Origin of the sequence: Streptomyces sp. LUP47B (genome assembly GCF_001746295.1) — a bacterium.
Taxonomy (GTDB): domain Bacteria; phylum Actinomycetota; class Actinomycetes; order Streptomycetales; family Streptomycetaceae; genus Streptomyces.
Genome location: NZ_MJAH01000014.1, coordinates 157,153 through 171,254, shown reverse-complemented (window position 1 = coordinate 171,254; position 14,102 = coordinate 157,153). Strand labels below are relative to the sequence as shown.

Here is a 14,102-nt window from a genome sequence, read left to right as displayed (position 1 = left end):
ACCGGCCGGCCGCGCTACCGGTTGCGCGTCAACCAGTCGAAGCGCAGGCACAGCTTGCCGCCGAGCCAGTACTCGACCCAGTCACCCAGATCCAACGGCGAGCACTTGGGCGGACTCGTCGGACTCGTCGGGCTGGCGGGGACGGTGGGCTCGGCCGGCTCCGTGACGGGGTCGGTGGGCTCGACCGGTTCCGTAACGGGATCGGTGGGCTCGGCCGGTTCCGTGACGGGGTCGGTGATGGTGCCGGAGAGGAGGGACCGGTAGATCTCTGCCGCCCTCGGGTTGTCCGGGCACTGCCACACACCGTGCGGGCAGTAGTCGGTCAGGGTGTTGTAGAGCGGCTTGTGCTCGTTCATCCAGGCGAGCATGCGCCGCATGTACTCGGCGTTGTCCCCGTTGCGGAACAGTCCCCATTCCGGATAGGAGACGGGCTTTCCGTGGGCCTTGGCGAAATTCACCTGTGCCTGAAGGCCGTAGGGCTCATTCACCTGTTCGTCGAATGTCACCCCGGCCGGCTGGTCGTAGGAATCCATGCCAACGATGTCGACCGAGTCGTCACCCGGATAACACTGCGTCCAGGGCACGGCGTCCCGCCCCCGGGACGGCGCGAAGTCGAACCGGAACCTCTGCCCCGGCACCGCACGCATGGCCGTGACGATCCTGTTCCAGTACGTCTTCCAGGCCTGCGGGTCGGGCCCGCAACGATGGGTGTACGTGGTGCCGTTCATTTCCCAGCCGAGCACGATCACCGTGTCCGGCACCTTCAGCCGCACCAGCCGTTCGGCCAGGGCGCGGAAGTGATGGTCGAACCGGCCGGCGGCGCCCTGGCGCAGCAGCAGCCGCACCTCGGCGTCGGAGACGTTCTCCTCGTTGCGCTCCAGCATGGGGACGTTGAGGACGAACATCCGGTCGTCCCGCCCGGTGCGCCAGCGCGCCCACGCGTCGAGAAAGCCCGGGGCGCCCTCGATGTTGCTCCAGCGGTCGCCGGGCAGATACGTGTGGCCGACGCGCAGGTCGGCACCGCCCAGCCAGCGGCTGAGGTCGAGCATGCGGGCCACGCCACTGGGGCCGTAGTCGAGGTAGGCGCCGAACGCGGGAGCGTGCTTTCCGGGCCACGCCGGGGCCGGGAGCGGCGGCGGGGTCACCTTCGGCCGCTCGGGCAGGACCGGGGTCACGGGGACCGGAATGGCGACGGGTGTCGGAGCGGGAGGATCGGCGATCCGCGCCACCCCCGCACCCGCGGCGAATCCTGGACCGGACGCCAGTGCCGTCGTCGCGACGACCGACGCCGCGACGACGGCCAACCGCCCGGACCGGGTCCGTCGATGCTGTGGGGCCATGCCTGCTCCTCTCTCCACGCTCGGACTTTCGCTTTCTCACTCTTTGCCGCGCCCTATGGCCTTTCCCTTACCTGACACTCAGTCATATCAATATGAATTCCGCCACCGTGCCTACGGCTTTCGTGTGCTCCGATCGCCCGCACGAGTGAAACAACCGAAGGACGATGCCGTGTCGCCGTTCGACAGCCGGGTCCCCGCAGTACTGCTGCGGATCGACCCCAATCCCTTTCACCACGGAACGCTGGGTGCCGTGCGTTCACTGGGCCGGGCAGGTCTGGAGGTGCACCTGGTCGCCGACTGCGCGGGAAGTCCGGTCCGCGCGTCCCGTTTCGTACGGCAGTTGCACCCACCGCCGCCGCCCGGCGCGTCCCCGGCCGACATCGCCGTCGTACTGCGTCAGGTGGCCGCCCGGATCGCCGGACCCGCCGTCCTGATCCCGATGGACGACGCGAGCGCGGTCGCGGTCGGCCGACTGCGCGAGGAGCTGGCCCCCTCCTACCTCCTGCCGCAGCAACCCCCGGCGCTGCCCGAGCGGGTGGCCGACAAGGCCGAGTTGGCGGCGGTGTGCGCGGCCGCGGACATCCCGCACCCGGAGACGGTCGTCCCGGCCAGCGCCGGCGAGGCCGCCGCCGCGGCCTGGCGGCTGGGCCTTCCGGTGGTGGCGAAGTGGAGCCGCCCCTGGCTGCTGCCGACGAAAGGCGGGCTGCGCAGCACGGTCGTGGTGCGCAGTCCGCAGGAGGCGCACGAGCTGTACCTGCGCACCGAGGAGGCGGGCAGCCGGCTGCTGCTGCAGGCGTTCCTGCCGTCGGGCCCGGACCGCGACTGGTTCTTTCACGGTTACGCCGCCCGCTCGGGCGCGGTGATCGGCGGCGGCCCCGGTGTGAAGGAACGGTCCTGGCCGCGCGCGGCGGGCCTGACCGCGGTGGGGCGCTGGCGGCCGAACCCGGACGTGCAGGCGCTCGCCGAGCGGCTCACCGACGCACTGGGCTACCGCGGGATCCTCGATCTGGACTTCCGCCGCTGCGGCACGACCGGCGCCTACCACCTCCTCGACTTCAACCCGCGCCCCGGTGCCCAGTTCCGGCTCTTCGCCGACAGCGCGGACCTGGACGTCGTACGGGCCCTGCACCTGGACCTGACACACCGTCCGCTGCCGGAGGGTTCACCCCTGCCGGGGCGCGCCTTCGTGGTGGAGAACTACTCCCCGCTCACCCTGCTGCGTCCCGCCCCCGACGGACGTGAACTGGCCTGGCACGCAGAGGACGACCCGGAGCCGGGCCGGGCGATGCGGGGGCTGTGGGCACGCCATGTGTCCCGCCGCGTGCGGGAGCGACTACGACGGCCGGGCGCAGACGGAACCGGACGCCTGGTCGGGGCCACCGTGTCCGTGCCACCGCCTTCCTCCGCCACGCCCCGCCTGTCCGCCGCGCTGGCGAACGGGCTCCCCGACGAGCTGTCCGACGAGAAGAAAGTGAGCAGCTGCTGATGTACGACCTTCTGGTGGTGGGCGCGGGCCCGTACGGTCTGTCCATCGCGTCCCACGCCGCGGCCGCCGGACTGCGGCTGCGGGTGTTCGGTCGCCCCATGGCCTCGTGGCGTGACCACATGCCACGCGGGATGTTCCTCAAGTCGGAGCCCTGGGCGTCCAACCTCTCGGACCCGGCGGGCCGTCTGCGGCTGGACGCGTACTGCGCGGGCCAGGGAGTTGCGGCCGAGCACGGGGAGCCGATCCCGGTGGAGATGTTCGCCGCGTACGGCCAGTGGTTCGCCCGTAACGCGGTACCGGAGGTGGACGAGCGCACGATCACGCGGATCGCCCCCTGCCCGGGCGGCTTCGAGGCGGTCACCGAGGACGGCGAGACCCTGCTCACCCGCACGGTCGCGCTGGCGGTCGGTGTGATGCCCTTCGTGGAGCTGCCGGCCGCACTGCGCGCGCTGCCCGCCTCCCTGGTGTCGCACAGCAGCCATCACGACGACCTCGCCCGCTTCCGCGACCGGGACGTCACCGTGATCGGCGGTGGCCAGGCGGCCCTGGAGACGGCGGCCCTCCTCGCCGAGCAGGGCACGCGCGTACGGGTCCTGGCGCGCGCCGACCAGCTGGAGTGGAACGACGTGCCGCCGCCCTGGCAGCGCCCCTGGTGGCAAAGGGCGCGCGCCCCTCACAGCGGCCTCGGCCCCGGCTGGCGCAACTGGTTCTACTCCGAACGCCCCGGCCTCTTCCACCGGCTTCCCGAGGCGAGGCGGACGCGGATCTGCGCCACGGCGCTGGGGCCGGCCGGAGCCTGGTGGCTGCGGGACCGGATCGAGCCGGTCGTCGAGGTGCGGCTCGGCCACGAGGTGGCGGCGGCCCGTGAGGTGCGCGGCGGGGTGCGGCTGGATGTGGTGAGCGGCGGAGGCGGATCGGAACCGTCGGCGTCGGGGCGGGCCCTGCGCTCCCTGGAGACCGAGCACGTCATCGCCGCCACGGGCTTCAGGGCGACGGGAGACCGGCTGCGGCTGCTCTCCGACGAACTGCGCGGCTCCCTCGCGACGGTGGCCGACGGCGCGCCGCAGGTCGGGCGGGACTTCGAGTCCTCGTGTCCAGGGCTGTTCCTCGCGGGCCTGGTGACGGCGTCCGGCTTCGGACCGGCCATGCGCTTTGTGCAGGGCGCGACCTTCACGGCGAGCACGCTCGTCGGCGGAGTGCGGCGTCACCTGCGCACGGGCACACCCGGCGGAACGATCCCGGCGCCCAGCGGCCGGGGACAGCGCGGGGCGGCGCCCGCCGCGCGGCCCTGACAGCACGCCGCGCGCGCCCCGGCTGTCGTGCGGTCCTGACATGGCTCCCGGCCGGGCGGCTCGCCGGCCGGCCGGGAGGATGCCGGGCGTGCGCGGCCGGCACCCTCCACGTGTCATCGACGGGACGCAGCCCGGCTTCGCCGGTACAGGACGGCTCCGGCCGCGATCAACGCGGCGCTCGCGGCCGATGTGCCCACCAGGGCCTCGCTGCCGGTCTCGGCCAGAGCGGGCTGGTCGTCTCCGGCGCGCGGCGGGGTCACGTGGTCGCCGCCGGCGGGGGGAGGCGTGCTCTTCCCCGTGCTCTTCCCCCCGGGCGGTGGGGTCGACGGAGGAGTAGTCGCGGGGGTGTCGCCGTATCCGTCCTGGGTGTCCTCGGCGCAGTCGTTGCCGAAGGCGGGGTCGAGTACGGCGGCCACACCTGCGCTGTCACCGCACACGTTCAACGGCACCTCGACCGGGACCCGCACGTCGTTGCCCGAGCCGGCGCCGGGCGAACCCTCGGTCCCGCCGTCCGCGTCCTCATCCTGACCCGAGCCGTACGAGGAGTCGTCCTCGCCGCCCTCGTCCCGCGCTGCGCAGTCGTTGCCGAAAACGGGGTCGAGTGCGGCGATCACGTCGACCGCGTTGCCGCACACGTTCAGCGGCACGTCGACCGGGACCTGCACGTCGTTGCCGGACACGACACCCGGCGAGTCCACGGCGGACCCGTTCGCATGCGAATCGGCCATGGCGGGACTACCGCACAGGGAGAGAACGCTCGTCGCGGCAGCGGCCGCGAACATGCCCCTGCTCAGGGTCTGTCGCACTCTTGATCGTCTTTCCTGCTTGAAGAAATGGGAAAGCCGGCCTTGGAGCGGACGAAGATGTCCAAGGCCGGCCATGACTCAGCCGTACGGCTGGTGTGGAACGCGTCAGGCGTTCACACACACATTGCCGGACGTCGGGTTCAAGGCCCCGATGAGGTTCACGGAGTTGCCACACAGATTGATGGCCGCGTGAATGGGAACCTGGATCACGTTGCCGGACAGAAATCCTCCGGAACCGACGGAGACAGCCTGGGCGTCCGCGTCAGCGAAAGCCGGAGTGGCCGCACCCAGAGCCATGATCACGCCCGCAACGACAGCAGCGGTCTTCTTCATGAACTTTCCCTTCTCTGCGGTCATGCCTCATTGACGGCCGAAACCGCGCGAGCACAGCCGTACGGCTCGCACCATGACCAGCAGCCTGCACACGAGGAATTGACCAAAGAAGGGAAAATCAACGTACGACACTCCGAAATTCACTCGGATGGGCCGCACAATACCGCCGCCGTACCGCCGAAAGAGCTACACAGCCGCCGACACCCTCACCCTGCGAGGCGGCCTACTTCTCGCTGTTCGCCGACAGGACCGACACGTCCTCCAGGACGTGCGACAGCGCGCCGTCCCGCTTGGCCTGCGTGGAGTTGTCGGCGCACTGCTGCGTCAGGTCGTCCGAGAGGATCGGCACGTCCTGGACCGGGATGCCGTTGAAGACGGCGACGTTGATGTCCTCCAGGGCGGCACACGGCTTGTTCAGCGTCCCATTGACCAGGGAGAGCTGCGGGCTCATGTCGCCCTTGGTCGCCGAGTTGCCGAATTTCGACGAGGCGCCGTTCCCGTTGGCCACGGTCGGCCCCTTGTCGTCGCCGATGGCAAGCGCCTGGGGCGCGGCCGCCACCGACATGCCAATGACAGAAGCGGCAGCCGCCGCGGCGACCATTGCCTTCTTGAGCACTTCGCTTTCCTTTCGTCGTAGCGACGCATGTCCTACGGCCTCATCAACCGGACCCTCGTGAATTGGTTTCGGGGATTCACCCGGTTGGCCCGCATGAAATGCCGGTGCACCTGAACACCAGGGCCGAAGAGGCTCGCCAGGTGTCCCCGGTATGGGCCGACGGAGTGAACGGGAGAAACCATGCTGCGCCGATGCAGTTGAACCAGATCGCTCCCACGCAGACGTTTCCCCCGAAAGGACTGGCCAGTGATCAAGAAGGTTTTTGCCACCGCCGCTATTGCCGCTTCCGTCATGGGCGCCGCCGCTGCCGCGGCTCCGCAGGCGATGGCGCTGGGCGACGACGGCGGGCCGGTCTCCTCGAACGGCAACGGGGCGATGCAGAGCTTCGGCAACTCGAGCACGTACGGCAACATGAGCCCCCAGATGGCACTGATCCAGGGCTCCTTCAACAAGCCGTGCCTCGCTCTGGACGACGCCAGCGTCCCTGTCGTCAACCTCATCCCCGTTCACGACGTGCCGATCCTCTCGGACGACATGACCCAGCAGTGTGCCGAGAACTCCACGCAGACCAAGCGGGACGGCGCGCTGGCGCACCTGCTGGAGGACGTGTCGGTCCTGTCCCAGAACGGCGAGAGCTGACATCGACGGGAGGGCGGGGCCACCGAACTGATCGGTGGCCCCGCCCTTCTTGTGCCCTCGACCGGATGCAAGGTCGCCAACCCGCCTGCCGCACAGACTGGTTGTGCGACACTCGTGCTCAACTAGGCAGCCTCGCCCTGCCGTCTCCCAGGGATCGCTTCGTCGTTCGAGGTGTCACACGTGTTGCTGAAATGACGGCGACACGGCGGCCACTGCTGCCACAAGGCGGCCTCTTGATCAAGCTGGTGTCTTCTGCCGAAGGAGAGACCACCGTGCGAATTTCTGACATGCAGCGCTGCGAGGTCCGGCCGGGACAACTCGTCGAGTGGACGGTCAGCGCGGCGACCGTCGCGGCTGCGGCGGTGCTGCCACCGGATCCGCGGCCGCCGGCGTACATCCAGGAGTCGCACGTCAGGACGGCGCGATCGGTGCGTGAGGACGGCCTGTTCGTACCGACGTGGCTCGGGGCGGCCTTCGACCTGCCGGGCCGCGTGGACCTCGATGCGCTGGAAGGGGCGCTGCGGGACTGGACGCTGCGGCACGAGACGCTGCGCAGCGGATTCAGATGGGCCGGGGACGACATGCAGCGCTTCACGCTCGACGCGAGGGACGTGTCGCTGCAACGCGAGGTGGTCGGTGACTTCACCGACCCGGAGGCGCTGGTCAGTTACCTCCAGGGCCGGTTCGACATCGCTGCGGACGCGCTGGGTTGGCCGAATCTCATGTATGCGGCGGTCGTTCGCGAGGACTCCGTCAGTGTGTACATGGCCTTCGACCACACCAATGTCGACGCCTACTCCCTGCAGCGCATCCCGGAGGAGATCAGCGAGCTGTACATGGCCGGCGTCACGGGGCGGCCCGTCGTCGGTACGCCGGTGGGAAGTTACGTCGACTTCTGCGAGCAGGAGCGGGCGAACGCGGACGGGATCGACGACACCCACGCGATCGTCGCGCGCTGGCGGGAGTTCGTGAGCCGGTGCGACGGAAGGCTCCCGGAGTTCCCCGTCGATCTCGGTGTGCGGCCCGGCGGGGTACTGCCCGCCCAGAAGCTGCTGTGCGAGCCACTCGTCGACGCGAGCGCCGCCGCCGCGTTCGAGGAGTACTGCCGTCCATACGGCGGCAGTTTGGTGGGCATCCTGGCGGCGACCAGCCTCATCGTCCACCAACTGGGCGGACAGCCGGTCTATCGCACGGTCGTGCCGTTCCACACCCGGCTGAAGTCGGCGTGGTCGGATTCCGTGGGCTGGTACGTCGGCGGCGCCCCGATCGAGGTGCCCGCGGCCCAGGACTTCGAGGGAGCGCTCGTCGCGGTCCGCGCCGAGTTGCGGGCCAACCGGTCACTGGCGCGCATTCCGCTGGCCCGTGTACTGCGGCTGCTCGGCAAGGACTTCCGTCCGACGTCACCCGACATGTACTCGATGGTCTCGTACGTGGACGCCCGCCTCATCCCCGGCTCGGACCGCTGGGCGGAGCAGAGGGCGTACGGTCTGATCCGGGTGTCGTACGGCGACCAGGTGTGCGCCTGGGTCAACCGGCTGCACGAGGGCCTGTGGTTCGCCTGCCGCTACCCGGACACCGAGATCGCCCACAAGAACGTGCGGCGGTACGCCGAAGGACTGCGGGATGTGATCGCCTCCGTGCCCGCGCATGGTCGCTTGCGGGTCGCGGAGCCGGTGTTCACCTGACACGACTCGCTCCTGCTTCAACCGAGTTGGCCCCTCCCCCCTCGGCAAACCGTTTCCCTGGGCGGGCAGTTGGCGTCAACCCGGTGGTGGTGCGTGGTCTATCCCCCTCAGCAACACGCCTGTTGCGTGCGGGTGCCCACTGTGACTACTGCTAGTATTCGTCCAGTCACGCTAGGCAACCAATCGTGACGTACGAGCGACGAACGAGGTGTTCCATGCGCAAGATTCAGCAGGTCGTGATCGCAGCAGCAGTGGCGGCCGGCGGTCTGTCCGCCGTCGGCGCCGGCACCGCCGCCGCCGACACCTCCGACGGGGGGCTGCAGGTGAACAACCTCTACCGCCCCTATCAGGAATGCAGTCCGCAGACGGTGGCCGAGAACAACGTCCCGATCGGCGTGCTCGGCCTCGCGACCACCACGGCCACCACCTGCGGCCAGTTCAACACCGCCTTCCAGGGCTGAACTCGGCAGGACCCCCACAAAGGACAACGCATCAGATGTTCAACAGAAGGAAGATCGCGGCCCTTTCGGCGTTGACCGGGGGCCTCCTCATGGCCTGCGTCGGCACCACCCAGGCGCATGCCGCGGCGGGCCCGGGAAACTGCACTCGCGACCTTTTCGGTTTCACCTGCACCCAGCGGATCACGGGAGTGATTCCCGAAGACGGCGTCATCCCCCACCAGGAGACCTGTAAGCCGGTTGAGCCCGTGACACTGCCCTCCGCCCTGGGCAACGGCAGGGCCCGGCTCGGCCCCGAGGTGACCTGTGCCGCCCCGGCATTGACAGCACCCGACGCGAACGGCACCGCACCGGAGGAGACCGGCCTGTTGGGCTGACCCCCACAAACCGACGACGCGACATGGGGAACGCAGATCCTCGATAGCTACACAGTGTGTGTATATGCTCACATTGAGTAGCCAAGCCGGGCGGTCCTGCCCGGGTGAGAAAGGGTCAACCATGCGTATGTTTCAGCGTGCTGCAGTCGTAGCGGCAGCGATTGCGGGGCTGTCCACCCTCGGTGCCGGCGTCGGTTTCGCCGGCGACAACGGCGAAGCGCCTCCGCCGATCAGCGCCGTGGCCAACTCGTCGGCCAACGCCGTCGCCTTCGGGGGCGACTACTACACCCTGCCGCAGGCCCAGCCCGAGGGCCAGCCGGAAGCCCAGCCGGAGGGTCAGCCGGAGGAGCAGCAGCCCGAGGCTCAGCCGGAGGCTCAGCAGCCCGAGGCCCAGCCCGAGGCTCAGCCGGAGGAGCAGCACGGCGAAGAGTAAGACCTTGCCGCAAGCCCATCCGCACAGCGCCACAACGGACGCACCCGCGTTCCTGGGAAGCCTGACGCACATTGCACGAACTCAACGACTCGGTCCCGCACCGCTTCAGCGGGTTCAACGGTGTGCTGAGTGAATCCCCGTGGCGAATGCAGCCCGGACGCGCCGCTCGATCAGGGCACGCGTCCGGGCTGCGGCCGTCTGTTTCGACCTTCTCGGGCTCGAGCGCACACCCGTTGATGGCACGTGCGCTCGGGCCTCCGTCGTAAAGGAATACCGCACATGTTCACTGCGCAGAAGATCGCCGCCGTCTCGGGGCTCGTCACAAGTCTCGCCGCGATCTGCCTCGGCGCCCCATTCGCCTACGCGGACGACGGCAACTGCGCGACCACCGCGCAGGGTGACACCATCTGTATTCGCAAGAGCGAGACGCAGACCGACAAGGACAACGCGCATACCCTCGAGCAGAAGCAGGACTGCTCGACGGCAGACCAGCCGCACGTGGTGGACTGGCAGGACAAGATGCTCGAGGGCGGGGCCACGAGCGCCGGGCCGGTCGTGGAGTGCTCCAACAACGCCCCGCTGCCCAAGGAGTACAAGAAGCCCAGGGAGTTCAAGAGGCCGCACATCGAGTTCTGAGCACTACGGCGAATGCCGGGCCGGGATGATTCCCGACCCGGCATTTCGGTTTTTGCGGAAGGTCTGCCGACGAAACAAAAATCCCCGGTACCCCGTCAGCGATTCGGGGCACCGGGGAGAGAGTGGGTCTTACTTGCCGACCGTGTTGCTGCAGCCCATGCTCGAGCCCATGGACGTCTTCATGGCGCCCGGGTTGCCCTCGCCGTTCAGGAGGTTGCCGCCCAGGCCGTTGCCGATGCCGACCTCGCCGAGGATGTCGACGTTGGTGTCGTGCGACGTGCAATTGCTGGTCTGCATGATGTCGAAAGTGTCGCCACCGCCCTTGTGCCCACCCTGGTCGGCGTGGGCGGTGCCGGCACCCAGGAGACCGATGCTCCCGAATGCGGCGAGGAGGACGGCAGCCGTGCGGAGCTTGCGCATGTCATCTCCGGTGAAGTGAGGTGGACGCGATCCGTGTTGATCGACGAAACCATCGCCGCCTGGCAGGCCTGGCGGCACGCGAATGGTCCCGGCCCTGCGCCGGGACCATTCGCGGAGTTCGGCGCCTGGGCGCCGGTCAGAACCTCAGAAGGCGCTGTTGTTGCAGCCCATCGTGGAGCCGATGTCGGTGGACTGAGCACCCGGGTTGCCCTCGCCGTTGAGGGCGTTGCCCAGCACGCCGCCGAGGAGGTTGACCTCGCCGAGGACGTCAAGGTTCAGGTCGTGCGAGCGGCAGCTGGAGCTCTGCGTGATCTTGAACTTGTCCCCGCCGTCCTTCCCGCCATGACCGTCAGCGTGGGCGGTGCCACCCACGAGGCCGATGCTGCCGAGGGCAACGACCAGGACGGCAACGTTGCGAAGCTTGCGCATGTCATCTCCGGTGAGAGTGAATGGGTGCGATCTGTAACAGATCGACTCCTTACAGTTACAAGAGATTAGTGCGAAGTATCTCAAAACGGTCAGAGGCGCGCCGATTTCGTGATCTCGGCGCGAAAACACCCCAAAGTCGTATCGCGTGCGCAGAGCTAGCGCGCGTTGGCGAGGGCGCTGGAGAGGGCGTTCGACTGGCTGTTGGCCTGGGTGCATTCGATGCCCCGGGTCTGGGAGGCGGCGAGCACCGCGACCGGGACGTTCGCGTCGAGCAGGGACTGCGGGCTGCACTCCTGGGCCGGCCGGAACAGGTTGTTCTGGGCCGGCGCGACACTCTGCGCCATGCGCCCGGTCTGCGCCGTCTGCGGGGCCGGGGAGGAGAGTTGAGGGTTGATCTGCGGGTTGAGCTGGGGGTTGAGCTGCGGTGCAACCTGGGTGCCGCGCTGCGCGGCCGACTGCTGCGGGGCCGGCTGCTGAGCGGTCGGCGTGCCGTAGCTCTGCGTGGTCGCCTGAGCGGACGTGGCCGTGGCGGCCTGGGCGTCCGGCTGCGAAACGGGAGGCGGCACAGCCCCGTTGAGGGCGACGGGGGTGACGGCAGAGCTCGATCCTGCCCCGACGGCGGTCAGTCCGCCGGCCGCTGCGACGACGAGCGCGATTTGCTGGAGCTTGCGCATTGAATTCTCGGCCCTTCATTGACCTGTGCACGAAAATCTGGGGAAACGCTGATACGGCAGCGCAGTTGCAGCTGTTCCCACTGCCCTGAGTGACTGCGATGGACCAGCGTCCTTGCCCCGTGGGGAACGAAACGAGAAGAGACGCAGATACGGGCGCCGGGGCGTGGTCACCCATTTGCCGCAAACGGCGTACGGGTTGCGACACGCGCCCCCCAAGCGGCAAACGGGTGACGGGCCGTGGGATTCCGTGACCACGGCCAGGCGTCCTCGTTCCAACCGGGAGAGGGCAGCGGTCGTGGACCTGAAGTGGGTGAGGCGAGTCGCTGCCGGCTTTGATGCGAAGTCCGCGTGCCACTCGGGATCACCGTTGCCGACCGTGCAGTTGGGAGCAACGCACCGACTGCACGCGTGACCGCACTCAATGCAATGGACTTCCCTATTCAGGTATGAAGGGCCGAGAGTTTCATGCGCAAGCTTCACAAGGCCGTGCTCCTAGTAGCAGCGGCCAGCGGTCTGTCCGCCATGGGCACCGGCATCAGCCATGCCGACTCTCCCATCACTCCCCCGCCGGCACCGGCTCCCGACAACCCGGCTTCGCAGGCCGCCCCGGCGCCCGCCTACCAGTCGGCACCGCAGGCCGCGCCTGCACCCGTCTACCAGCAGGCGCCGCAGGCCGCCCCGGCGCCCGCACCCCAGCAGGCACCGCAGGCCGCGCCCGCACCCGCGCCCGTCCAGCAGGCCCCCCAGGCCGCGCCCGCACCCGTCTACCAGCAGGCACCGCAGGCCGCCCCGGCGCCCGTCTACCAGCAGGCACCTCAGCACACCAGTTACGCCGCCGCCTCGTCACAGGGGTCGGCACAGGCCTCCGCCTCGCCGTACGCGCAGCAGGCGGCACCCGCGCAGCCGGCACCGGCCGCACCGGCACCCGCGCCCGCGCCGCCCCAGGTCATGCCGCAGGTGATGCCGCAGGTCGCCCCCCAGCTGGCCGTTCCCCAGACCTTCGCGCCGGAGCCGCCGACGACTGTCACGCCTCAGGTGAACCCACAGGTCAACCCGCAGGTGAACCCGCTCATCAACCCGCAGCTCGCGTCGGCGGGCGCGCCGCAGCTGGCTCCGGTCGGCCTGGGGCAGCTCGCGGCGCCTCCCGTCGGCCAACTGGGGCTTCCCCGACTCGGCTGACGGCCGCCCGCGCCTCGTCCACCGCATCCCAGCTCGATCTGTTGCAGACCCCATCCACTCGAAATGGAGTATTTCATGCGCACGTTCCACAAGGCAGTCCTCGTGGGCGCCATCCTCGGCAGTGTCGGCTCCTTCGGCGCCGGTACCGCCCTGGCACACGGTGAGCCGGGCAACGACTTCGACATCACTCAGGGCATCGAGTGCCGCTCGCACGACATGAACATCGATGTGCTCGGCAGCGTCGGCGCCCTCAACGGCCTGGCGGGCAACCTGCTGAACGGCGAGGGCAATCCCGGTGCGCAGCAGAGCCACCTCGGTTCGGACATGGGTTGCGACAACCAGGCCCTCTGACCGACTTCACCGCCCGGCAGGCGGCCTTGACCCTCCCCTGCGCCGAGACGCTCTCGGTGCGGGGCGAGGGTCTTTCCGTGGAGCGGCCTGCCGCGCGAACGGGCCCCAACAGGTGTACGCACACAACCCCGTTCCGGGCAAAAGACTGAAAAACCATTACTTCCACGGTTTCACGCATGTTTCACCGAGTGCGGGTGAGTGCCCGCGCCATCTCTGAAGGGCAGGGACCCATGAAACGGGCTATCCGAAACAGTGTGATCGCCGTCGCCGTCGCCTCCGGCGCGATGGCGGTCGCGGGGCCGGCGCAGGCCGACTCCACCGCTGACGGCTCCGCAGAAGGCTCGCCCGGGCTGATCTCCGGCAACGGCATCCAGTTGCCCGTGGACGTCCCGGTGAACGTGTGCGGGAACACCCTGAACGTGGTCGGCCTCCTCAACCCCGCCATGGGCAACCGCTGCGCCAACGAGGGCGGCAAGGCCAGGGGCGGCAAATCGTCCGAGGCGCCGGGCGGGGCCGCTGCCGAGGGCAGCGCCCACGGCTCGCCGGGCGTCGTCTCCGGCAACAACGTCCAGCTTCCGATTGATCTGCCCGTGAACCTCAGTGGCAACAGCGCGAACCTGGTGGGTATCGGCAATCCCGCCTTCGGCAACGAGTCGGTCAACGGCCCGGTCGACCGTCCCAACGAGTCCGAGGACCGGTCCGTACCGTCCACGCCGCGGGTCCCTCACCAGTCGTCGCACCCGGTCGAGGCGCACTCGGCGGCGGAGGGTTCCCCCGCCGCCGTTCAGCCGGAAGCGGCCGCCACTCTCGCGCACACCGGAGCGGACAACCCCTGGGTACCGAGCGTGGCGAGCCTGGCTCTCCTGACCGCCGGAGCGGTGCTGTACCGGCGCTCTCGTCCGAGCGCGGGCAGCCGCCGGGGGTGATGCCGACCGGTTGCCCGGCGGG

At 69.3% G+C, this 14,102-nt stretch carries 18 protein-coding genes; 11 read left to right on the top strand and 7 right to left on the bottom strand.

Going from position 1 to position 14,102, the window contains the following annotated elements; all coding sequences use genetic code 11:
* Positions 1–14 precede the first annotated feature (14 nt).
* Positions 15–1,340 (bottom strand): glycoside hydrolase family 26 protein, encoded by a 1,326-nt coding sequence (locus BFN33_RS35195; protein WP_069764245.1) that lies wholly within the window; start codon positions 1,338–1,340, stop codon positions 15–17.
* A gap of 169 nt (positions 1,341–1,509) precedes the next feature.
* Here BFN33_RS35195 and BFN33_RS35190 point away from each other — a divergent pair, with 169 nt between their 5' ends.
* Positions 1,510–2,826 carry an ATP-grasp domain-containing protein gene (locus tag BFN33_RS35190; protein WP_069764244.1) on the top strand — a complete coding sequence of 439 codons (1,317 nt, stop codon included), beginning with the start codon at positions 1,510–1,512 and terminating at the stop codon, positions 2,824–2,826.
* Complete coding sequence (locus tag BFN33_RS35185; RefSeq protein ID WP_069764243.1) at positions 2,826–4,118, top strand: NAD(P)-binding domain-containing protein; 1,293 nt, start codon at positions 2,826–2,828, stop codon at positions 4,116–4,118. The genes BFN33_RS35190 and BFN33_RS35185 overlap by 1 nt, the downstream gene beginning before the upstream one ends.
* 113 nt (positions 4,119–4,231) lie before the next feature.
* Here the strand turns inward: BFN33_RS35185 and BFN33_RS35180 are convergent, their stop codons facing one another.
* The 3 genes from BFN33_RS35180 to BFN33_RS35170 all read right to left on the bottom strand — a co-directional run bounded on the left by BFN33_RS35180 (position 4,232) and on the right by BFN33_RS35170 (position 5,873).
* Complete coding sequence (locus BFN33_RS35180) at positions 4,232–4,846, bottom strand: chaplin (protein ID WP_305144238.1); 615 nt, start codon at positions 4,844–4,846, stop codon at positions 4,232–4,234.
* 183 nt (positions 4,847–5,029) lie between these two features.
* Complete coding sequence (locus tag BFN33_RS35175) at positions 5,030–5,281, bottom strand: chaplin (protein WP_069764241.1); 252 nt, start codon at positions 5,279–5,281, stop codon at positions 5,030–5,032.
* Positions 5,282–5,480: 199 nt separating this feature from the next.
* Positions 5,481–5,873: a rodlin gene (locus BFN33_RS35170; RefSeq protein ID WP_069764240.1), complete on the bottom strand. Its 393-nt coding sequence runs from the start codon at positions 5,871–5,873 to the stop codon at positions 5,481–5,483.
* Positions 5,874–6,119: 246 nt separating this feature from the next.
* On the opposite strand from BFN33_RS35170, the gene BFN33_RS35165 reads away from it, so the two are divergent.
* From BFN33_RS35165 to BFN33_RS35140, 6 genes are all read left to right on the top strand, one after another.
* Positions 6,120–6,512 (top strand): rodlin, encoded by a 393-nt coding sequence (locus tag BFN33_RS35165; protein ID WP_069764239.1) that lies wholly within the window; start codon positions 6,120–6,122, stop codon positions 6,510–6,512.
* 272 nt (positions 6,513–6,784) lie between these two features.
* Positions 6,785–8,197 (top strand): condensation domain-containing protein, encoded by a 1,413-nt coding sequence (locus BFN33_RS35160; protein WP_069764238.1) that lies wholly within the window; start codon positions 6,785–6,787, stop codon positions 8,195–8,197.
* Between the two features lie 215 nt (positions 8,198–8,412).
* Positions 8,413–8,658: a hypothetical protein gene (locus tag BFN33_RS35155; protein WP_057609602.1), complete on the top strand. Its 246-nt coding sequence runs from the start codon at positions 8,413–8,415 to the stop codon at positions 8,656–8,658.
* A 35-nt stretch (positions 8,659–8,693) separates the two neighbouring features.
* Positions 8,694–9,032: a hypothetical protein gene (locus BFN33_RS35150; protein WP_069764237.1), complete on the top strand. Its 339-nt coding sequence runs from the start codon at positions 8,694–8,696 to the stop codon at positions 9,030–9,032.
* Positions 9,033–9,153: 121 nt separating this feature from the next.
* On the top strand, positions 9,154–9,465 hold the full coding sequence (locus BFN33_RS53370; protein ID WP_069764236.1) for a hypothetical protein: 312 nt from the start codon (positions 9,154–9,156) through the stop codon (positions 9,463–9,465).
* A 279-nt stretch (positions 9,466–9,744) separates the two neighbouring features.
* The gene (locus tag BFN33_RS35140) at positions 9,745–10,101 is read left to right on the top strand and encodes a hypothetical protein (RefSeq protein ID WP_256122937.1); all 357 of its coding nucleotides are present in this window, start codon (positions 9,745–9,747) and stop codon (positions 10,099–10,101) included.
* A 129-nt stretch (positions 10,102–10,230) separates the two neighbouring features.
* On the opposite strand, the gene BFN33_RS35135 is transcribed toward BFN33_RS35140, so the two are convergent.
* From BFN33_RS35135 to BFN33_RS35125, 3 genes are all read right to left on the bottom strand, one after another.
* Entirely contained in the window at positions 10,231–10,521 is a 291-nt protein-coding gene (locus tag BFN33_RS35135) for a hypothetical protein (RefSeq protein WP_069764235.1), read from the bottom strand.
* Between the two features lie 144 nt (positions 10,522–10,665).
* On the bottom strand, positions 10,666–10,950 hold the full coding sequence (locus BFN33_RS35130) for a hypothetical protein (protein WP_062049489.1): 285 nt from the start codon (positions 10,948–10,950) through the stop codon (positions 10,666–10,668).
* A 155-nt stretch (positions 10,951–11,105) separates the two neighbouring features.
* Positions 11,106–11,624: a hypothetical protein gene (locus BFN33_RS35125; RefSeq protein ID WP_069764234.1), complete on the bottom strand. Its 519-nt coding sequence runs from the start codon at positions 11,622–11,624 to the stop codon at positions 11,106–11,108.
* Between the two features lie 465 nt (positions 11,625–12,089).
* Here BFN33_RS35125 and BFN33_RS35120 point away from each other — a divergent pair, with 465 nt between their 5' ends.
* The 3 genes from BFN33_RS35120 to BFN33_RS35110 all read left to right on the top strand — a co-directional run bounded on the left by BFN33_RS35120 (position 12,090) and on the right by BFN33_RS35110 (position 14,080).
* Positions 12,090–12,803 carry a hypothetical protein gene (locus BFN33_RS35120; protein WP_069764233.1) on the top strand — a complete coding sequence of 238 codons (714 nt, stop codon included), beginning with the start codon at positions 12,090–12,092 and terminating at the stop codon, positions 12,801–12,803.
* A gap of 75 nt (positions 12,804–12,878) precedes the next feature.
* A complete protein-coding gene (locus BFN33_RS35115; protein ID WP_069764232.1) occupies positions 12,879–13,154 on the top strand; it encodes a hypothetical protein in 276 nt (91 codons plus the stop codon).
* A gap of 230 nt (positions 13,155–13,384) precedes the next feature.
* Positions 13,385–14,080, top strand: a complete 696-nt coding sequence (locus tag BFN33_RS35110) for a chaplin family protein (RefSeq protein ID WP_256122936.1) — start codon at positions 13,385–13,387, stop codon at positions 14,078–14,080.
* Positions 14,081–14,102 lie beyond the last annotated feature (22 nt).